The sequence below is a fragment of the Butyrivibrio sp. genome, assembly GCF_015056685.1.
Classification (GTDB): domain Bacteria; phylum Bacillota; class Clostridia; order Lachnospirales; family Lachnospiraceae; genus Butyrivibrio.
Genome location: NZ_SVFW01000004.1, coordinates 68293 through 89735, shown reverse-complemented (window position 1 = coordinate 89735; position 21443 = coordinate 68293). Strand labels below are relative to the sequence as shown.

Annotated in this window: 16 protein-coding genes and 1 tRNA gene; 14 read left to right on the top strand and 3 right to left on the bottom strand. The window is 38.5% G+C overall.

The window, feature by feature from the left end; all coding sequences use genetic code 11:
• Nucleotides 1–10 precede the first annotated feature (10 nt).
• The 3 genes from E7303_RS02410 to E7303_RS02400 are packed head-to-tail and all read left to right on the top strand — an operon-like array spanning nt 11 to nt 4937.
• On the top strand, nt 11–517 hold the full coding sequence (locus E7303_RS02410) for a hypothetical protein (RefSeq protein ID WP_292143666.1): 507 nt from the start codon (nt 11–13) through the stop codon (nt 515–517).
• A gap of 2 nt (nt 518–519) precedes the next feature.
• Entirely contained in the window at nt 520–2700 is a 2181-nt protein-coding gene (locus E7303_RS02405) for a cysteine peptidase family C39 domain-containing protein (RefSeq protein WP_292143665.1), read from the top strand.
• Between the two features lie 26 nt (nt 2701–2726).
• Nucleotides 2727–4937 carry an ATP-binding cassette domain-containing protein gene (locus E7303_RS02400; RefSeq protein WP_292143664.1) on the top strand — a complete coding sequence of 737 codons (2211 nt, stop codon included), beginning with the start codon at nt 2727–2729 and terminating at the stop codon, nt 4935–4937.
• Between the two features lie 30 nt (nt 4938–4967).
• On the opposite strand, the gene E7303_RS02395 is transcribed toward E7303_RS02400, so the two are convergent.
• A tRNA-Gly gene (locus E7303_RS02395) sits at nt 4968–5038 on the bottom strand.
• Between the two features lie 129 nt (nt 5039–5167).
• On the opposite strand from E7303_RS02395, the gene mscL reads away from it, so the two are divergent.
• From mscL to E7303_RS02380, 3 genes are all read left to right on the top strand, one after another.
• Nucleotides 5168–5650, top strand: a complete 483-nt coding sequence (gene mscL, locus E7303_RS02390) for a large conductance mechanosensitive channel protein MscL (protein ID WP_292143663.1) — start codon at nt 5168–5170, stop codon at nt 5648–5650.
• Nucleotides 5651–5772: 122 nt separating this feature from the next.
• Nucleotides 5773–6861, top strand: coding sequence for a tRNA 2-thiouridine(34) synthase MnmA (gene mnmA / locus E7303_RS02385; RefSeq protein ID WP_292143662.1), 1089 nt, complete (start codon nt 5773–5775; stop codon nt 6859–6861).
• Nucleotides 6862–7037: 176 nt separating this feature from the next.
• Nucleotides 7038–7532 (top strand): DUF2798 domain-containing protein, encoded by a 495-nt coding sequence (locus E7303_RS02380; protein ID WP_292143661.1) that lies wholly within the window; start codon nt 7038–7040, stop codon nt 7530–7532.
• Nucleotides 7533–7588: 56 nt separating this feature from the next.
• Here the strand turns inward: E7303_RS02380 and E7303_RS02375 are convergent, their stop codons facing one another.
• The gene (locus E7303_RS02375; RefSeq protein WP_292143660.1) at nt 7589–8611 is read right to left on the bottom strand and encodes a LacI family DNA-binding transcriptional regulator; all 1023 of its coding nucleotides are present in this window, start codon (nt 8609–8611) and stop codon (nt 7589–7591) included.
• Nucleotides 8612–8614: 3 nt separating this feature from the next.
• A complete protein-coding gene (gene uxaC / locus E7303_RS02370; protein WP_292143659.1) occupies nt 8615–10033 on the bottom strand; it encodes a glucuronate isomerase in 1419 nt (472 codons plus the stop codon).
• 243 nt (nt 10034–10276) lie between these two features.
• Between uxaC and E7303_RS02365 the strand changes: the two genes are divergently transcribed.
• From E7303_RS02365 to E7303_RS02330, 8 genes are all read left to right on the top strand, one after another.
• Nucleotides 10277–11779 carry a UxaA family hydrolase gene (locus E7303_RS02365; RefSeq protein WP_292143658.1) on the top strand — a complete coding sequence of 501 codons (1503 nt, stop codon included), beginning with the start codon at nt 10277–10279 and terminating at the stop codon, nt 11777–11779.
• 339 nt (nt 11780–12118) lie between these two features.
• Nucleotides 12119–13804, top strand: coding sequence for an ABC transporter substrate-binding protein (locus E7303_RS02360; RefSeq protein ID WP_292143657.1), 1686 nt, complete (start codon nt 12119–12121; stop codon nt 13802–13804).
• A gap of 161 nt (nt 13805–13965) precedes the next feature.
• Complete coding sequence (locus E7303_RS02355; protein ID WP_022773530.1) at nt 13966–14922, top strand: ABC transporter permease; 957 nt, start codon at nt 13966–13968, stop codon at nt 14920–14922.
• Nucleotides 14923–14934: 12 nt separating this feature from the next.
• Nucleotides 14935–15810: a carbohydrate ABC transporter permease gene (locus E7303_RS02350; RefSeq protein ID WP_022773531.1), complete on the top strand. Its 876-nt coding sequence runs from the start codon at nt 14935–14937 to the stop codon at nt 15808–15810.
• Between the two features lie 124 nt (nt 15811–15934).
• A complete protein-coding gene (locus E7303_RS02345; protein ID WP_292143656.1) occupies nt 15935–16657 on the top strand; it encodes a rhamnogalacturonan acetylesterase in 723 nt (240 codons plus the stop codon).
• A 21-nt stretch (nt 16658–16678) separates the two neighbouring features.
• Nucleotides 16679–18358 (top strand): glycoside hydrolase family 43 protein, encoded by a 1680-nt coding sequence (locus E7303_RS02340; RefSeq protein WP_292143655.1) that lies wholly within the window; start codon nt 16679–16681, stop codon nt 18356–18358.
• A gap of 78 nt (nt 18359–18436) precedes the next feature.
• Nucleotides 18437–20434, top strand: a complete 1998-nt coding sequence (locus E7303_RS02335) for a family 43 glycosylhydrolase (RefSeq protein ID WP_292143654.1) — start codon at nt 18437–18439, stop codon at nt 20432–20434.
• Between the two features lie 71 nt (nt 20435–20505).
• Complete coding sequence (locus E7303_RS02330) at nt 20506–21354, top strand: sugar phosphate isomerase/epimerase family protein (protein ID WP_330601604.1); 849 nt, start codon at nt 20506–20508, stop codon at nt 21352–21354.
• Nucleotides 21355–21443 lie beyond the last annotated feature (89 nt).

Here is a 21443-nt window from a genome sequence, read left to right as displayed (position 1 = left end):
GGTGGGTGCAATGGCAAAAAACACAAAAATAAGAGAAGATGACGGAGGAGTGATATTAAAATCTCCTAAAAAGATTGGGGAGTATATGCATGCGACAAGACCGTCTGTTTGGATTGTTCTTTTGGCAATTGCTTTACTTCTGCTTGGCTTTTTACAGTGGGCGATATTTGGAACTGTAGAATTATCTTATAGCACCAAGGCATATACTGATGATGGTGTCACGGTTTGCTGGATAGATTATATGGATGCTATAGAGATTGAACCCGGGGCGAAGGTTTTGAGCAGTAACAATAGCGGAAAGGTTGTAAAAATTAATGATACTGCTGACGGTGCACAGGATGTTCTTGATATTGTCGGGACTTTATATATCAGAGAATTTGCTCTTTTGAGTGATACAAACTATTACAGGGTATATATTGAAATGGATAAAGATTTACCCGATGGCGTAATTGATGTGAAAATAATTGAAGGAACTATAACGCCCGGACAATATGTGTTTAACTTAAAAGGTGAATGATTATGGGAATTTACAAAAAAAGAATCCCCCTTTCAAAAGGAGTTGCAAAGGTTCCTGTAATAATGCAGATGGAAGCTGTTGAATGCGGAGCAGCTTGCCTTACTATGGTTTTTGCCTATTACGGAAGATTTCTTCCACTTGAAAAAGTCCGTGAAGAATGCGGAGTTTCGAGGGATGGATCAAATCTTAAAAATATGTATCTTGTAGCTGTTGATCAGGGGTTTGAAACAAAAGCGCTCAAACTTAATTTGGACAGACTTAAGGAGAGGGCTACTTTTCCTTGTATAGTTTTTGCTGACGGAGATCATTTTATTGTTTTGAATGGTATCAGAAACGGCAGATTTTATGTAAATGATCCGGCACGAGGAATAATCACTCTTGATGAGGATGCTTTTGCGCGCAGATATTCCGGTGTATGTCTTATTATGTCTCCGACCGAAAAGTTTTCACCTTGCGGGAGACCGGCTTCGATATTCGATTTTGTAAGCGAACAGCTTAAGGGAGCCGGGAATATGGTTGCCCTGGTACTTTTGACTGCACTTATCAGTACTATTGTAAAAATCCTTTTGCCTGCCATTGACAGATTCTTTGTTGATACCATTATGATAACTCCTGATATGAAACTGGGAATATTGTTCTATTTACTTGTTTTATCACTTGTAGGAATTCAAATCACTGCTTTATGGATACAGGCTGCTTATATGACAAAGCTTCAGGGCAAAATGTCTATTAAGGCTTGTACGGGATTTGTCTGGCACCTTATGAGTTTGCCGTGCAGGTTCTATGAACAGAGAATGAGCGGAGATTTGCTTGAAAGGTACAATGCAAATCAAAATCTTTCGACTACCATAATAACCAATATAACGCCTGTTGTTTTGGATGTAGCATCAATTATTTTCTACGCTGCTATTATGTTTACCTATAGTCCTCTTCTGGCGACGATCGGTATAATTTCAGTATTGTCCAACCTCTTTCTTAGCAGATTTATCTCTAACAAACGTATAAATATTGCAAGAGTAATGTCCAAACAGACAGCAAATCTTAATGTAGCGACCATAAGCGCCATAGAAATGATAGAAACGATAAAAGCATCCGGAGTTGAAAAAGGTTTTTTTCAAGAGTGGGCAAACTATTATGGAGATTACACCAAGCAGGACATGAATCTTGCAAAGCTTGAATATCGTGTAGGACAGATTCCGGATCTCATTACTTCTGTGACCACAACCCTTGTTATTATAATCGGCGCTATTTGGGTAATGAAGGGAAATTGGACAATTGGCATTTTAGTAGCTTTCAATGCATATCTGAATTCGTTTATAACACCTGCCAGATCAGCGGCCAACACATCCCAGCTGTTTATGGAAATGAGGACTGAAGCTGAAAGAGTGCAGGATGTTATGCAATATTCTCCTGAGATTGATTTAGAATATGAAGGGCTTAATAAAGATAAAGAATATCGTAAACTTGGCGATACTCTGGAAATGAAACATATTACTTTTGGATATAACAGACTTCTGCCACCGATACTTGAGGACTTTTCGTTTTCAATGAAGGCCGGTATGAGTGTAGCGATTGTTGGCGGATCAGGCAGTGGAAAAAGCACTGTGGCCAAACTTCTTGCCGGAATTCAAAAGCCTTGGAGCGGTGAGATACTTATAGATAATACTCCTATTAGTGAAATTCCAAGGGAGGTTTTGGCATCAAGTCTTTCTTTTGTGACACAGAGCACAACTTTTTTTGAAGAAAAAATCGTTGATAATCTTAAGATGTTTGATAATACAATAGAGAACTATGAAATCATCATGGCATCAAGAGATGTTCAGATTCATGATGATATAATTGCCAGAGAAGGTGGGTATCAGGCTGTTTTGCAAGAAGGAGGAAGAAATTTTTCCGGAGGTCAAAGACAGAGGATGTCTATTGCAAGAGCACTGGCAAATGATCCAAGAATTCTTGTTCTTGATGAAGCTACAGCTGCTCTTGACGCGGAGACTGAATTTAATGTCATGAAAGCAATACATGAAAGAGGAATTACAACTTTAGTTATTTCTCATAGGCTTTCCATCATCCGTGATTGTGATGAGATTATAGTACTAAAGGAAGGCAAAATTGAAAACAGGGGAAAGCATGAGTACCTTATGGAAAATTGTAAGTATTATTCTGATCTTATAACCAGCGAATAAGTGATAGATTTAGGAAAGGCGGAGCTTTGACTGATAGAAACATAAATTATGAAACTGAATTACTGTTTAAGAGAATGTCAGAAGATGAAGTGGAACTATCGGATGCGCTTATCAGCCTGACTGAGGTTGTTGAGGGAAAAAAGGCGCTGGGATGGTTAGGCAATAATTACGACAGATCTCTTATAGAAAATGCTTTTGAGCAGATTCTTGCCTATCTCGGCAAGCCTGAGAAAATCAGCATTGAATCTTTTGATAAGATGAGTGAGACTGAATGGGAAGACTATCTCTATACCTTTTTTGACAAAAGAGGTTTCTCAACTCATGAAATGGAGCTAAAAAAGGGTTGGTCAAAGGATAGTATTGGTCCTATTCTCGCTACCAGAAATAATGGTGATGTGGTAGCTCTTATTCCTGACAGGAATGGGAAATATCATTATCAGAATTATGAGTCGGGAAAAGTCATTCTTATAGACAAAAGTAAGGAATCAGAATTTGCGGATCGTGGAATTTGCTTTTTTAGACAGTTTCCAAAAAAAAGCATGAAAGGATATGATCTGCTGATTTTTATGAAAGAAGCTCTTAATAGAGCGGATTATATCAATGTGCTTGTATATGGTTTGCTTGCTACAAGTGTAGGAATGATAACTCCGGTCCTTATAAAAATTCTTTTCTCAAGTGTTCAGTTCTTTGACAATGTTTCATATATTGTGCCCTTTATGATATTTATGATTGCTTCAGCTGTTGCCGTAACCTTGTTCAGGGTTGTTCAAAATCAGGTTGTGAATAGGATGTCAGCAAAAGTGGACATGAATATAAGAGCTGCTACTATGGAAAGAATTCTTTCACTTCCGGTAGAATATTATAAAAGACATGCTACAGGTGAACTTGCAAAGAGAATACAAGTGTTGCAGCTTCTCAGTAAAGCACTTGTCGCAGGAGTATTTACCACAGGTCTGATGCTTGTGCTCAGTGTTATATACATTTGGCAGATATATCGTTTGGGAGGTAGCCTTGCGGTTCCGGTTACCATTATTACAATATTATATGTCTGGCTGTCTGTTTTGATTATTGACAAAAAAAGCGCAGTTAACGCCGAAACCATTGAGTATACGACTAAAGATAATGCACTTTTGGTTTCAATGATGAATGGTATACAGACGCTGAAGGTGTCAGCATCAGAAAAAAGAATATATACAAAGTGGCTCAAAATATTCAAGAAGGAATCCATGGCACAGTATCATCCCGGCTTTTTTGTCACATACGGGAATGTTCTCCTTACGGCTATTACTCTTATAGGAATGATGGCAATATATTTTGTTGCCAATGAGAACGATATGTTTGCTGAATCTTATATAGCTTTTACTTCTGTATACGCAATGCTCACGGCTGTACTTCTTAATGTTCAGGAAGTTATTCCCAATGCATCATTGGTTCGCCCAATCCTTGAAGAACTTGATGTTTTTCTGGAACAGGCACCTGAAGTAAAAGACGATGAGACACTTAAAGAGGTCGAGATTCGTAACGTTGAGTTTGATAATGTTTCATTCAGGTATGGAAAAGATCTTCCATTAATAATTAAGAATTTCAGTTTAAAAATACATGAGGGTGAATATGTTGCCATAGTTGGAAAGAGTGGATGCGGCAAGAGTACTCTGATGCGTCTTTTGCTTGGTTTTGAAGAATGTACTCTTGGAAATGTTTATATCAATGGAATAAATATTAATAGCATAAACAAGAAATCTCTTCGCAGGCAATTAGGTGTTGTAATGCAGGATTCAAAACTTTTTGCCGGATCTATTTTTAAAAACATATCAATATCCAATCCCGGAATGACTGAACAGGAAGCCTGGGAAGCTGCGGAAAAAGCAGGAATAGCAGATGATATAAGAAACATGCCAATGCAGATGAATACACTGGTGGATGAGAATGCTTCCTGTATATCGGGAGGACAAAAACAGAGAATTATTATTGCCAGAGCACTTGCGGGAAATCCCAAACTTGTACTCTTTGATGAAGCTACAAGTGCGTTGGATAACATTACACAAAAAATAGTATCGGAATCCCTTGAAAAAATAAAATGTACAAGAGTTGTTATTGCTCACAGGCTTTCAACAATAAAAAATTGTGACAGGATAATAATGCTTGAAAAAGGAGAGATTATTGAGAGCGGAACTTACGATGAACTGATAGATATGAATGGAAAATTTGCTGCAATGGTAAAACGGCAGCTGTTATAATAATTAAATGTATATCATAAAAAGATATAAAGCAGGATACGGGAATCGAACCCGCCTCCTTAGCTTGGGAAGCTAATATACTACCGATGTACTAATCCTGCATTGCTTGTCACACAACTATTATATTTTACTTTTATTGGCGCACAATTTCAAGTGGGCAAGGCAAATTTTTAGTGCTATAATTTCACTTAGGTAACTAAAATTATTAGTATTGTATGGGAGAAAACAAAATGACAGAGGATATTAAAAAAGTTGCAGGCAAGGGGAAGAGCCTTGCAGGGGAATTTCGTGAGTTTATAATGCGTGGTAATGTAATGGATATGGCTGTCGGTGTTATCATTGGTGGTGCTTTCCAGAAGATAATAACATCACTTGTAGATGATATTATCATGCCGATAATAAGTCTTTTGACGGGGGGAATAGACTTCAACAACATGTTTGTAAGTCTTGACGGATCACAGTATGCAACCCTTGAAGCTGCAAAGGAGGCAGGTGCGGCAACACTTAACTATGGAACATTCATTACTGTAGTTATCAATTTTGTATTGATGGCTTTTGTTATTTTCCTTCTTGTTAAATTTATGAATTCTGTAAGTAATAAGATCAAAAAGGAAGAGGAGGAAGCTGCTCCTACAACTAAGATCTGCCCTCGTTGTAAGAGTGAGATCAATATTGAGGCAAGCAGATGCCCTCACTGCACATCTGAGCTTTAAATTTAAATTGTCTTTTTGATAAAAATGTTGTATTGTAGCCCTTGTACATTGTTGTATAAGGGCTATTTCTTTATAATATAAGTGAGATTTCTGATTTTTAGATTTAGATAGGAAAAGTATTTATGACAAGCAGTAATTTAAGTAAAAAAGCATTGATTGCCATGAGTGGTGGTGTTGATTCTAGTGTAGCTGCCGCACTTATGGTAGATAAGGGATATGACTGTATGGGCTGCACTATGCGCCTGTATGAGAATGATATGGTAGGAAAAGACCTTTTTGATACATGCTGCAGTCTTGCAGATACCCAGGATGCAAGGGCTGTGTGTGACAGATTAGGGATTGATTACCAGATCTTTCATTATGAAGCAGAGTTTAGAGAGAACGTTATTGAACCCTTTGTATGCAGCTATGAGAGAGGGGAGACACCTAATCCCTGCATCAGATGCAACAAGTATCTTAAGTTCGATATCCTTTATCAAAAGGGAAGGGAAATGGGCTTTGACTACATTGTCACTGGTCATTACGCGAGAATAGAAGAGAAGGATGGTCATTTTTATCTTCTTAAGGCCAAGGATTTAAATAAAGATCAGAGCTATGTGCTCTATGATCTTACTGAAGAGCAGCTTTCACATACATTTTTCCCCCTTGGTGAGTACACCAAGACAGAGGCGAGAGGAATTGCTGAGGGAAAAGAGTTTGTTACATCTCATAAGAGTGAAAGCCAGGATATATGCTTTGTGCCAGACGGTGACTATGAAGCTATGATAAAGCGCTATAGAGGAAAAGAGTATCCAAAGGGCGATTTTGTTGATATAAACGGAAATGTTTTGGGCCAGCACAAAGGAATTATAGGATATACCATAGGACAGAGACGCGGCCTTGGAATTCCTGATAAAAAGAGATTATATGTAACAAAACTTGATGTTCAGAATAATCAGGTTGTTCTTGGTGACAATGAGGATCTGTTTAAAAGAGAAGTTCACATAAGAGATTTTCATTGGATAACAGGTGAGGCTCCTGAAAATGAGTTTAGATGCAGCGCCAAGATCAGGTACAGACACAAGGAACAGCCGGGAGTTTGCAGTATAAATAATGATGGCAGTGCCATATTTACTTTTGATGAGCCTCAAAGAGCTATAACTCCGGGACAATCTGCTGTTTTATATGATGGAGATTATGTTCTGGGCGGCGGAATTATTTCCAATGAATAATGAATAAATTTTATAACAAAAAGTACTTACATAATACCTTGGAATCTGTTATAATCGAAAATCGCTGAAAAAAGATTTGAAGATTTCAAGGTATTATTGGAAACGCACATCCTTTGCCGGGTGATAACGAACAACACAGAGGTCTTCCCTATTTAAGAAAGAGAGGAACTTATTTTATGTTACCACAGAGCAAATTACAGGATGTGTTTTTTACTGCCTTAATGGCATTCGTTATGGTATATGCCATGATAGTTTACAACATATCACTAAGTGTAGGCGGTCTTCAAAACTTTGTTTTCCTTGCTGCATTTGGAGAAATTATTATTATGTGGCCTATAGCTGTAGTACTTGAACTTTTATTTGTAGGAAAACTTGCTCAGATTCTTGCTTTTAGGTTTGTAACTCCGGGTAAAGATCCTATGATTATGATGATACTTGCAATTTCATCAATGTCTGTATGCCTTATGTGCCCACTTATGAGCCTTGCAGCAACAATTCTTTTCAAGAATGCAGGCAGTGAATTTATTAGCGTATGGCTTCAGACAACAGCTTTCAATTTCCCAATGGCACTTTGCTGGCAGATTTTCTTTGCAGGACCACTGGTAAGAAATGTATTTGGAGCTATTATGAAAACATTCTTTAAGGGTAATAAAGCAGAAATAGCTGCTTGATACTATTTGATAATAAAAAATAACCTCGGCATAGAAACTATGCTGAGGTTATTTTTTTATAGTTTTGTGGATCCTCGCTCAATAAGTTCACCGGAGAAAATAGTTTTCTGAGGCATTTCGTTTTGAGAAAGGGTTCCAATAAGGGTCTTAACAAGCTGTATGCACATATCTTCAAGACGATTATCAATAGAAGAAATAGGAGGCTCAGAGCAATGAGTAAGGATGGAATTGTTATATCCAATGATCTGAAGCTCTGTTGGAACCTTGATCTTATTTGCTCTTGCAAAATTCATTGCACCAACAGCTAAAAAGTCATCACTTGCTATAATTCCATCGAATTTCACACCCTTTAAATAGAGCTTTTCAATAAAGTTCTTAACTCCGTCTATATCTTCATTTGATCCCTTGAAACACTGAAGCAGCTCTTTTTTTACTGCTATATCATGAGACAACAGAGCGTTCTGATATCCGGCAAGCTTTTTTAATCCTGAATATGAATTGCTGTTGTAAAGGTAAAGGATGTTTTTGAGTCCTGCGCCTAGCATTTTCTCTGTGGCATCCTGCGTTGCCTTGTAATCATCACATAATGTGCAATACACATTATTGCAGTCATAGTCAGCATTAAGAAGCATTATCGGAACAGAAGCGGCAGCATCGTTGACATACATGTTGTCTTCGGGATTATTCATGATAAAGTTTGAACCGACCATTACGACACTGTCCACATGCTGTGAGAGCAGAAGATTAAGGGACTCTTTTCTGGAATCCATTTCATATCCTGTACAGCAAAGGACAGAATTATAACCATTTTCTCTCAGGTTTTGCTCAATATAGTATAAAGCCTTTGCCAGATAAAGGTCAGAAGCGTCAGCGCACAAAATGCCGATTGTTTTCATTGAGTTAAGGCCGAGACCTCTGGCGAAAGCATTTGGTTTATAGCCGTATTGTTCAATTATATCCATGACTTTTTTGCGTGTCTTGGGTTTAACGTTGGTGCTACCGTTTAAAACTCTTGAAACGGTAGCAATAGAAACGCCTGCCTTTTTGGATATGTCATAAATAGTCATTTGGTTGCTCATAAATTATCTCGTTTCTAAAGGAAATTTGAAGTATCTTACAGCATTATTGTATGAGATATCTGCAGCGATCTCTCCGAGAATATCAAGATCTGACTCTGGATACTCACCATTTTCAACAAGGCTTCCGAGATAATTGCAAAGGATTCTGCGGAAGTAATCATGTCTTGTGTAAGATGTAAAGCTTCTTGAATCTGTAAGCATTCCTACAAAACCTGAAAGGTTGCCGGATTCTGCAACTGATTCAAGCTGCTGTTCCATACCAAGCTTTGTATCATTGAACCACCAAGCGCTTCCCTGCTGGATCTTGGCAACTACAGGTCCTTCGTTGAATGCATTGAGAGTAGTGTTGATGATCTTGTTATCGCTTGGGTTTAGGCTGTAAAGAATAGTCTTTGGAAGAGAGTTCTTTACATGAAGAGCGTTGAGGAAATCAGCAAGCTCGCCCATTGGATAATATGCACCGATAGTATCAAATCCTGTATCAGGACCAAGCTTTTCATACATAGGAGTGTTGTTATCACGTTTGCAACCGAAGTGAAGCTGCATTACCCAATCTCTCTTTGCGATTTCTTCGCCTTCAAAGAGCATGAATGCTGTCTCAAATTTAAGGTCTTCTTCATATGAAATCTCTTCACCGCGAAGTCTCTTAGCAAAGATTTCCTCGATTTCTTCATCTGAAGCAGGTCTGTACATAACATACTCAAGAGCGTGGTCTGTTACGTTACATCCCTTTGATGCGAAGTAATCAAGTCTTACTCTGAGAGCTTCCTTAAGGGATTTGAAAGAATCAACCTTAACACCGCTTACTTCTGAAAGCTTAGCAATGTAATCTGTGAATTCAGGCTTTGTGATATTTTTAGCCTTGTCAGGTCTCCATGCTGGAAGAACCTTAACATCGAAAGAAGAGTCTTCTTTGATCTTGTCGTGCCACTCGAGTGTGTCGATAGGGTCATCTGTTGTGCAGATCAAAGTAACGTTAGACATTTTAATGAGCTTTCTAACGCTCATATCAGGAGACTGAAGAACCTTGTTGCAAAGATCATATACTTCCTCAGCTGTTTTTTCATTAAGAACACCGTCATAACCGAAATATTTTTTAAGCTCAAGGTGTGCCCAGTGATAGAGTGGGTTGCCTACGGCCTTACCAAGGCACTTTGCAAACATAAGGAACTTTTCCTTATCTGGAGCATCGCCTGTCATATATTTTTCATCTACGCCAAATGCACGCATAAGACGCCATTTATAATGATCTCCTCCAAGCCAAACCTGTGTGATTGTCTCAAAGTGACGATCCTCAGCGATTTCCTTTGGACTGATGTGACAATGATAATCAAGTATAGGCATGTTTTCAGCATAGTCATGATAAAGCTTTTTAGCTGGTTCAGACTGTAAAAGGAAATCCTCATCCATGAATTTCTTCATTTCATAACCCTCCTTATATAATAATTATTTTTTTGAAAAAAATATGTAAGCATTTACATAATCAAAAAATATTATACTAGAGGGCTTTTTTAAATACAATAGATAAAAAGGCATAAATTTTGATTTCTTTTATAGTCGAAAAAGCCAAAAAGCGGTTGACCAAATTGTTTATTACGGATATGATTTATGTAAGCGAAAATGAAAGAGCTTACATCTGCATGAATGCAGGGAAAGGGTAGGGTTATGAGTAACTTTTTAAAAATTCATCCACAGGATAATGTAGTTGTTTGTCTTGAACCTATGGCTAAGGGGCAGACACTGAATCTTTCAGATGATGAGAGCATAGTAATTGCACAGGATGTTCCGGCAGGACACAAGGTTGCGATCAAAGATATCAAAAATGGCGAAAATATTATTAAATACGGATACGCAATAGGACATTCCACAGAAGATATTACAAAGGGAATGTGGGTTCATACACATGATGTAAAGACAAATCTTGAGGGTATACTCGAGTACAAATATGAGCCTGATAAGGATTATCTTGAAAAAAGAAAATCGATGGTTGGTTCAAAAAAAGCTTCATTTAAAGGCTTTGTCAGAGCAAACGGCAAAGTTGGCATCAGAAATGAGGTTTGGATCATACCAACTGTTGGATGCGTAAACAATATAGCAACTAAGCTTGCTGAGAAAGCGGGCGCTTATGTAAAGGGCAGCGTTGATGAAGTTGTGGCATTTACACATAACTATGGCTGCTCACAGACAGGTGATGATCAGGAGCACACAAGAACAATCCTTTCTGATCTTATAAATCATCCAAATGCCGGTGGCGTGCTTGTTCTGGGCCTTGGATGTGAGAACAGCAACATTGATGTGCTTAAACCATATATTGGTGAAGTTGATGACAAGAGAGTTAAGTTCCTTGTATGTCAGGAATCCGATGATGAGATGCAGGATGGACTTAATCTGTTAAAAGAGATAATCGAAGAAGCAAGTTCCGATGTAAGAGAGGAAGTTGATGCTTCTAAACTCATCATAGGCCTTAAGTGCGGCGGAAGTGATGGCTTCTCAGGCATTACAGCCAATCCTTTGGTTGGAAGAATATCAGACAGGATAATTGAGTGCGGAGGAACATCAATCCTTACTGAAGTTCCTGAAATGTTCGGTGCAGAGACTATTCTTATGAACAGATGTGTTTCAGAAGAGAAATTCAATGACACAGTTAATATGATCAATGGCTTTAAGGATTACTTCACAAAGCAGGGCGAGCCTATTTATGAGAATCCATCTCCTGGAAACAAGGCAGGCGGAATCACAACTCTTGAAGATAAGTCTCTTGGTTGTACCCAGAAGTCAGGTGATTTCCCTGTTATGAACGTCCTTGAGTATGGAGAAAGAACTGATGTTACCGGACTTAATCTTCTTTGTGCTCCCGGTAATGACCTTTGCGCAGCAACTGCACTTGCATCTTCCGGTGCACAGATAGTTCTTTTTACAACAGGAAGAGGAACACCATTTGCATGCCCTGTTCCTACTATGAAGATAGCCAGCAACAACACTATTGCAGATAAAAAGAGTAATTGGATAGATTTTAGAGCAGGACAGATCCTTGAAGGACGCAGTTTTGAAGAGCTTACAGATGAGCTCTTTGAAAAGATATTAAGGACAGCATCAGGAGAGAAGCTTAAGAGTGAAGAAGCAGGCTTCCATGATATGGCAATTTGGAAGAGAGGCGTTACTCTTTAATACTATGGCACCGGTATCGAGCTTAGATTCAAGATGACTGATCAGTGATGATGAGTTTGAAAGAAGAAGCTTTGGGAGCGTGATTTCATTTGTGCAATTTTCACAAACGATTTCTGAAATAAAAATGAGTTAAACGTTTTTGTTAGGAATAATTGACATGTAAGCACTTACGCAAACACAGTAAAAATGGTACTTTAAAGAAAAAGTATACAATGATGTCCGAAATTCAGCATAATTCACGCTTGAAAAGGTTTCCAGTACATGATAAAGTACATATTAAGGTAAGTGAAAACGCTTACATTTAGTAAACACACAATCTATATGGGAGGAAACATTTAGATGAAAAAGAAAGTTTTATCATTACTTTTGTCAACAGCTATGGTAGCTTCTCTTGCAGCATGTGGCAGCACAAGCTCAGAGACAACAACTACTGAGTCTGGCGACACAACAGCATCACAGTCTGCTGATGCAACAGCATCTACAGACACTGCAGCTGCTACAGATGAAGAGTACACACTTGAGACTCTTAACATTGTAGTAGATGGTACACTTACAGCTACAGTTGAGAATGGTCAGGATGCATTTAAGGAGCAGTGGGAGAAGGCAGTTTCAGAGAAACTTGGTCATCCAATCACACTTAATATCAACCAGCTTGATCACTCAGACTATGCTGGAACAGTATCACGTCTCCTTACAACAGGAGCACCTGGTGATCCTGATTATCCAGATGCACTTATCATGAGTGCTACAATGTTCAGACAGTATTCACAGACTGGTCTTCTTTGGGATATGGCAGATGCGTATGCAAATGCAGAGTTCCAGTCACGTGTAACACTTCCTTTAGTTAATGAGAACATGAAGGATGACGAAGGACATCTTTACGGATTTGCTCCTACATATGGAAACGGATGCGTTACATATGTTAAGAAGTCATGGCTTGATGCAGTAGGAATGAAGGCAGAGGATATCAAGACTTTTGATGACTACTACAACATGCTTCTTGCATTTACAAACAACGATCCAGATGGTGATGGTTCTAAGGGAACATACGGTGTTATCGCTGCTGGTTATGGTAAGCTTGATGAGGCTCCATACATCAACTATATGCCAGAGTTCTGGCAGGGAGCTTATCCTTCATTCTATGAGAAGGATGGAGTTTGGGTTGATGGTTTCGCAGAGCAGGCTACAATCGATGCGCTTACAAGACTTGCAAAGGGTTATGCTGATGGCGTAATCGATCCAGATACAGAAGAAGCTGGAACAAAGCAGGCTCGTGAGAAGTGGTTCTCAGCTGAGCAGTCAACTTCAGAAGGTGTATTCACATACTGGGCTGGCACATGGCTTAGAACACTTACAGACAATATGTCTAAGCAGGGCGTAGATGATGAACTTGGTGATGACAGACTTGTACAGCTTGCTCCTATTCAGGAGATCAAGGATACATGGGGCGGATATATCAACAGAGAAGCTCCTGTTTGGGTAATCACAGATGATCAGGATGGCAGCAATGCTCGTGAGCAGGCTATCTTTGATGCACTTCTTGAGACAATGCTTGATGGTGATACAGTTCAGACACTTTGGACATATGGTGCTGAGGATGTTCACTGGTCAACACATGCTGAAAGCTTCACAACAAATGCTGATGATCCTGAGAAGAAGAAGGATTATGAGTATGCAGAGGGTGAGTTCCACCTTAAACAGTCTCCTAATGACCCTAACACAGTATGGAAGAAAAATCACCTTGATCCAGTACTTGTTATTGCTCCTCTTACAAACGGATTCGTTGATTCTGACGACCTTGTAACAGCTGGTAACAAGTTCTTCACAGAGAACTGTGTAGATGCTCCTCAGGCAGCTTCTTGTGAGACACTTACAGAAGTTAACGAAGAGCTTGTAACAGATAAGACAACTCTTATGAACCAGGTTGTAACTGGTGAAAAGACAGCAGAAGATGCTATCGCTGAGTACCTTGAGAAGTGGGGCGATGTATCAGCTCAGATCGTAGAAGAACTTAATGCACAGTAATAGTCTTTAATTTCTTCAACAGAAGTCTATTATTCCCATCCCTTTGGGGTATAAAAAATCTTCTTAGGGATGGGATTTTTTACGAAAAAATTTACGGAAATTTGCTATAATACAATTGTAACAAAACGTAAATTATGTATATTTGAAAGGAAGAGGATGCTATGAGTAAGAAGCAAACGGTTGCTATGACATCTACAGGAGCTCCAATCAATAAAAAGCCTCTTAGTACGCGCATCAAAAATAACTTTGGTTACTACTTGATGTTCCTGCCGGTTTTATTCTTTGTAATCATAATTTACTATTGGCCAATGCTTGGTGTAAGATATGCATTTTACACATATAAGCTTAGAAATATTGAGTTTGTTGGCCTTAAGAATTTCTATACCATGTTTGCAAAGAAAGAATTCTGGACTGCATTTACAAACACATTGGAGATTTCTATTACTAAATTATTAATCACGACTTTTGCATCAGTTCTTGTTTCAGTATTTCTTAATGAAATGCACAACCTGTTTGCAAAGAAGTCTCTTCAGACTATTATTTACTTGCCACACTTTATGTCCTGGGCAGTAGTTGCTGCTATATTCCAGCTGTTTTTATCAAAATCATCTACTGGTTTTGTAAACGAGACATTAAAGGCATGGGGAGTACTTAGTGAAAGCATTGACTTTTTGCATGTACAGTCAATGTGGAGACCAATATTCTATTTGATCAATATCTGGAAAGAAACAGGTTGGGGAACAGTTATCTTCCTTGCAACACTTTCTGGTATTAACCCTGAACTTTATGAGGCTGCTGATATTGATGGCGCTTCAAGACTTCAAAAAATTTGGTACGTAACTGTACCGGCACTTATGAATACGGTAATAATTGTATTGATTCTTAACCTTGCTAAGGTTCTTAACCTTTTTGAATCAGTATTTGTTTTATATAATAACCGTGTATTTGACGTATCTGATGTTATTTCAACATATGTGTACCGCCAGACTTTCCTTACAGCCATTCCAGACTATGGATACACTACTGCAGTTGGTTTGTTTAAGTCAATTGTAGGCTGCTTCCTTGTTCTTGTTTGTAACTGGGCTAGTAAGAAGATTCGTGGCCGCGGTATTATTTAAGGAGGTAACATTATGGCACAGGCAAAAGCACAGGCTATGCAAGTTAAGGCAAGAAAAAATAAAGTACATGTATTTGACGTTGTCAATTATGTAGTATTTATTTTGATTGCACTTATTGTTCTTATTCCTATTTGGAAAGTATTAGTTGATTCCTTTAATGCTGTAGGTGTTTACCAGTTCAAATTATGGCCAGAAGATTTTACAGTAAATGGATATCTTACTATTTTTACAACAGTCAGATTGTACAGACCATTCCTTAATTCAGTAATTACAACAGTTTTAGGAACACTTCTTGGTCTTGTACTTTCAACTCTTGGTGGATACGTACTCACACAGACAGAGATGCCAGGTAGAAATGCAATGTCATTCTTCCTTCTTTTCACAATGATCTTCTCTGGTGGTATGATTCCTGAATACCTTGTTATGAAACAGCTTCACCTTGTAGATTCAATGTGGATCCTTGTTATCAAGCATGGTATGAACGTTTACAACCTTGTATTGATGAAGAACTTCTTTGAAGGAATTCCCGGATCTCTCTTTGAAGCTGCTAAAATTGATGGTTGCAGTCCTATGGGAATTTTCTTCAAGATAGTACTTCCTCTTTCAAAGGCAGCTCTTGCTTCAATCGGTCTTATGTATGCAGTTACAGTATGGAACGATTACAGCACAGTACAGATTTACATTACAAATCCTGATCAGGTTAACTTCCAGTATAAGCTCCGTGTTATGATCATGGATGGTGATACGCCGACAACTGCGTATAAGGTATCTCAGAATACTCTTTATTATGCAGCTATTATCTGCGCTATCCTTCCTTTCATGGCGGCTTATCCATTCCTTCAGAAGTACTTCGTACAGGGTGTTAATGTCGGAGCTGTAAAAGAGTAATTATTTTCTTTCGACATTTAGAATAGAGGATATGCTTTATGCATATCCTCTTTTTAGTTAATCGGCGCAATAATGTCAAAAGCGACATTATATTAAATAGAAATAATATAAAGGAGAGTAAGGTATGAGACACATATTTTGGGCGGGGGACTCAACTGTAGCTTGCAATAAGTTTAATACATATCCTCAGACTGGCATTGCACAGGCTTTTGACAGATATGTGAAAGAAGATGTTGTTATTTACAATCATGCCGTAAATGGCAGAAGCACAAAGAGTTTTATAGATGAGAGCAGACTTGCTGTTATTTATGATGAAATAACAAAAGGAGATTATCTGTTTATACAGTTTGGTCATAATGATGAAAAGATAAATGATCCAACAAGATATACAAAGCCACACGATGATTTTATTGTAAATCTCGGAAAATTCGTTAATGTGGCAAGAAATAAAGGGGCTTATCCTGTATTCATCACATCAGTCGAAAGAAGACTTTTTGATGAGAATGGCAATTTAAAGCCATCTGAGCACACAGAGTATGTGAAAGGAATGAAAGAGGCAGGAGAGAAGTTTAATGTTCCTGTAGTTGATCTTTTTACAATGAGCCGCAATTTCCTTGAAAAGACAGGGGATGAAGCTTCCAAAAAGTACTATATGAATCTTGCAGCAGGTGAAGCTGATTGGGCACCTGAAGGAAAGATAGATAATTCACATCTGAAATATGAAGGTGCACTTTTGTATGCCGGAATGATAGCGAAGGGACTTTCTGAGCTTGATGAACCATATAGGTCACTTGTTATTGGTGATCTCGCACTTGCCAAATACTTAGATATTGAAACAAATGGCTAAACCGTCTTGTGGAGGAGAAAAATGTCTTATTCAGATTTAGGTTCAAAATTTAGAAATCCGATAATTTTTGCTGATTACAGTGATCCTGATGTCATCAGGGTGGGTGATACATATTACCTTACTGCATCAAGCTTTAACTATACACCAGGGCTTCCAATCCTTATTTCAAAGGATCTTGTTAACTGGAAGCTTGTAAACTATGCTCTTAATAATATTAAGGAAAAGCGATTTGATATTCCACGTCATTCGGAAGGAGTATGGGCTCCGGCCATAAGATACCATGAAGGAGTATTCTATATTTTTTATGGGATGCCTGATGAGGGATACTATGTTGTAAAAACTAAAGATCCTCTTGGAAAGTGGGATGAACCTGTGTGTCTTTTGGAAGGAAAAGGCCTTATTGACTGCTGCCCATTTTGGGATGATGACGGAAAGGCCTACATTATACATGGATATGCCAAGAGCAGGATTGGATTTAAGAGTATTCTTGGAATATTTGAAATGAGCCCCGATGGAACAAAGGCTCTTACTGAAGATCACTTTATCTTTAACGGAAATGATCCGGATCACCCTGCTGTCACTATTGAAGGACCTAAGGTTTATAAGAGGGATGGATATTATCATATCTGGGCTCCGGCAGGTGGCGTAACAGATGGATATCAGGTCGCTCTTAGAAGCAAGAATATCTATGGACCTTATGAGATAAAAGAAGTAATGCATACCGGAAATACTGTTATCAATGGACCTCATCAGGGTGCTCTTGTTGATACAGTAAATGGCGATGAATGGTTTATTCATTTTCAGGACAGAGGCCTATATGGAAGAATATGCCACCTTCAGCCTGTTACCTGGAAAGACGGATGGCCAATTATAGGTAGTAATCCGGATGAAAACGGATGTGGTGAGCCTGTTTATGAATATACTAAGCCAAATGTTTCAAACGACCTTGATCTAGAGGACACAGGGCTTTTTGCATCTGATGATTTTGAAAATGGAAAATATAATTTAGCATGGCAATGGCTTGGTAACCATTATGATTCTTTTTACAGCCAGATACCTGATAAAAAGAATGGTATAAGATTATATGCCCTTAACACAAGTTCTGAAAATGAGCCTGTTATCTGGAAAAGTGCCAATGTTCTTACACAAAAACTGATCTATCCAATGTTTGAAATGAAGATCAAGATGGATGCTTCCGGATTAAATATAGGTGACAGAGCAGGGGTATGTATGACAGGAGGCCAGTATATGGCCGCGTATATCGAGAGAGTATCTGATGAGAAGTATATAATAAAAACAATTCATTCAGAGGGGACAGATTCTGATAAAAAAGAAGTTGCAGATAAAGCTATCGATTTTTCAAAAATTTGCTATAATTATGAACTTGCCGCTTCAGATGCGTTAAAAGACATTACATGGACCATGACATTTTCCCACTCGGATAGTAGTTTGAAATCAGAAGATATGTATTTTCAAAATGTTCATAATCCTCTGGGAGATGAAAATCCTAGTCTTAAAATAAAACTTAATATTGGTGCATCAGATAATGAGAAACAGGGACTTGACCTTGGAGCCAACTATACTCCGTCAGATCATACGTGGGTTGGTGCAAAGATTGGAATTTTTGCTATTTCTAATAATATAGAGAATTCTCACCCTGGATATGCTGATTTTATTTCTGCAAATATGGAGATTCTGTGACCGTTATGAGTGATAGATATGATGAATAAATTGGATATTACTATTTTAGATATTTTGGTATAGGGGATAAAAATAATTATGGATGCTGGAAATATAACTATATATGATGCAGCAAAAAAAGGGGATTTTGGACTCGTAAAATGGATCGTTGAATATTCAAGGTCAAGCCTTAATGAATATGCAGAGGGACACAGAACTGCACTGCATTTTGCTGCAATGTCCGGAAATTTGCAGATGTTTAAGTATCTTACAGAAAGGTGTGGCCTTGATCCGCTAAAGGGTGATATAAATCTTGTAACACCCTGGGATATAGTACATGACATTGCAGAGAACGGCTCAAAAAGTGAGTATGCTGTTGTGGGTAGTATCTGCAATCAGGAGCATAAGGAAATAGAGCTTTATCTGGAAAAAAGATATGCTCATTCCTATGATGACTTTTACAGGAATCCGATAAGAGCCGGATTTTTTCCGGACCCATCAATTTGCAGAGTCGATGACGATTACTACATGGTCAATTCATCATTTATCTTTTTCCCATGTATACCCATATCTCATTCAAAAGACCTGATACATTGGGAGATAATAGGCCACGCTATTACAAATCCTGACTGGGCTTATCTTGACGAGCTCGAGGGTGGAAGGGGCTATTGGGCGCCTGATATTTCTTTCTACGAAGGCAGGTTCTATATAACAGCGACTTATAGACTTAATGATGTAGGACCGGTTTACCGCAGGCAGATTGTTGTATCTTCAGAAAAGCCGGAAGGACCATACTCTGAGCCTGTGTTCATTGATGAGGATGGAATTGATCCAAGCATCTTTAATGACGATGATGGCAGAAGGTACATGCTTCTTAACAGGGGAGCCAGGATTTTCGAACTTAGTAAAGATGGTACAAAGAAAATATCTGAGCCCCAGCTTCTTTTCTACGGAGATAATAAAAGAGCTCCTGAAGGACCACACTTATATAAAAAAGACGGATATTACTATCTTCTCGAAGCAGAAGGAGGAACAGGACCTGGACATATGGTGACTGTTTCAAGGAGTAGAGAACTCTTTGGAGTTTACGAACCATGCCCATATAACCCTATCATGAGACAAAAAGATCCTGATGCGCTTATTCAGCGCTGTGGACATGGTGATATGGTTGAAACTCCCGATGGCAGATGGTATATGGTCTATCTATGCGGTCGTAAAATAGGAGATGGCTACAGCATTCTTGGAAGAGAAACAGCAATTGATCCTGTTACGTGGACTGCAGACGGATGGCCGATCGTTAACGATCTCAAGGGACCATCAACCATGCAAATTAAGCCATTTCCTGATCTTACAGGGATTTTTGGCTCTGCTGATATACATAGTGAAATAGATAAAGAAAAATGCAGTACACTTCTTGAATCGGAAGAAGTAACTATTGTCAGGAATATATCGTCATGTGGACTTCCTTTGGATTATATGACGCCTCGACCATTTAAAAATGGTGATGTAAGGTATATCGAAGGAAATAATGAGAATGAGCCTTCTTTCATAATAAAGGGTAGCATAGCTCCTATTTCGAGCGTTGAAAGTAGAAATCTGGTACTTAAAAGGCAGACATCTTTTACATTTGAATATTCTGCAGACATGGAGATCCCAGAACTTTCTGAGGGCCAACATGCAGGCATTTCAGGCTACTATGATGAAAACACTTTTGTATTGTTCGGACTTATGAAAAAGGACGGTAAGGTATTTGTCTTTTCTCAGGAACATATTGGAGAAGAGGACAGGGTTCTGGTATCAGATGAGCCGGTTGAAAGCTCAGCTAAAGTGATCAGGTTTATAATGAATACTGATTACCTGAAAAGAACATTAAGCTATGAGGTTATTGCCGCTGATTCGCAGAGTTCAATAAACTTAAATGAAGAAGCTGTTGAGAGTGTGGTATTTGCTACACTTCCTAATGTATATTACCTGTGCGATGAAGGCTATAATAAAGGAAAACGCTTCACCGGAGCACTTGTTGGCATGTATGCTTATGGCGGTGAAAAAGCCCCTCTTACAGTTCGGTTCAGTAATTGCAATTATATTGACATATAAATAGTGGAATAATTGCATTTTTACGGCTAATATAGATATATGAGTTTTGCAATTATTGGAGGTTACTTAAAATGATGCAGATTGGTATTAGATTTCATGATACTGTAGAGCTCCCTTTTGAAGAGAGACTCACAGAAATAAAAAAGCAGGGGTTTTCGTGTGTTCATATTGCTCTTTCCAAGGTGCCGGGCTTTACTGCAGACCCAATGGCCCTTACACCGGGATATGCAATGTACTTGAGAGATGCTTTTAGAAGAGCTGACCTTGATGTGGCTGTTCTTGGGTGTTACCTCAACCTTGCCAATCCTGATTCTGTGCAGCTTTCTGCAATTCAGGAGAAATATATGGCGCATATCCGTTTTGCTTCACTTCTTGGCTGTGGAATGGTCGGAACTGAGACGGGAGCACCAAACGTAAATTATTCTTATGATAAAGAGGCCTGCCATTCAAAAGAGGCTTTGGAAACCTTTATCACTAATTTAAGACCGGTTGTAGAATATGCTGAAAAAATGGGCGTTATCGTTGCAATCGAGCCTGTTTACAGACATATAGTTTACAGCCCACAGAGAGCAAGAGAGGTTCTTGACAGAGTTGGATCTCCAAACCTTCAGATCATTTATGATCCTGTTAATCTTCTCTGGACAGATAATTACGACAGAAGATATGAAGTGTTTGAAGAAGCTCATGATCTTTTAGGAAAAGATATCTGCATGATTCATCTAAAGGACTGCGTTCTTACAGAAAATGGTGTAAAGAGCATGGGATGTGGCCTAGGAGAACTTGATTATTCAAGTATCGTGAAGTTTGCCCTTGATAATAAACCATTCATTCAGGCGACTCTTGAAGATACAACTCCGGATGTGGCTGTTTCATGTCGTGAATGTATTGAAAAAGTAGAAAATGAGTATCTGAAAAAGTGAAAAAACGGTGAACATTATTTGTTGTATCGATGAATAATCTTCTGAAACACAGATGATTCCTGGTGTAAGTAAATTGCACCGGGAATCAT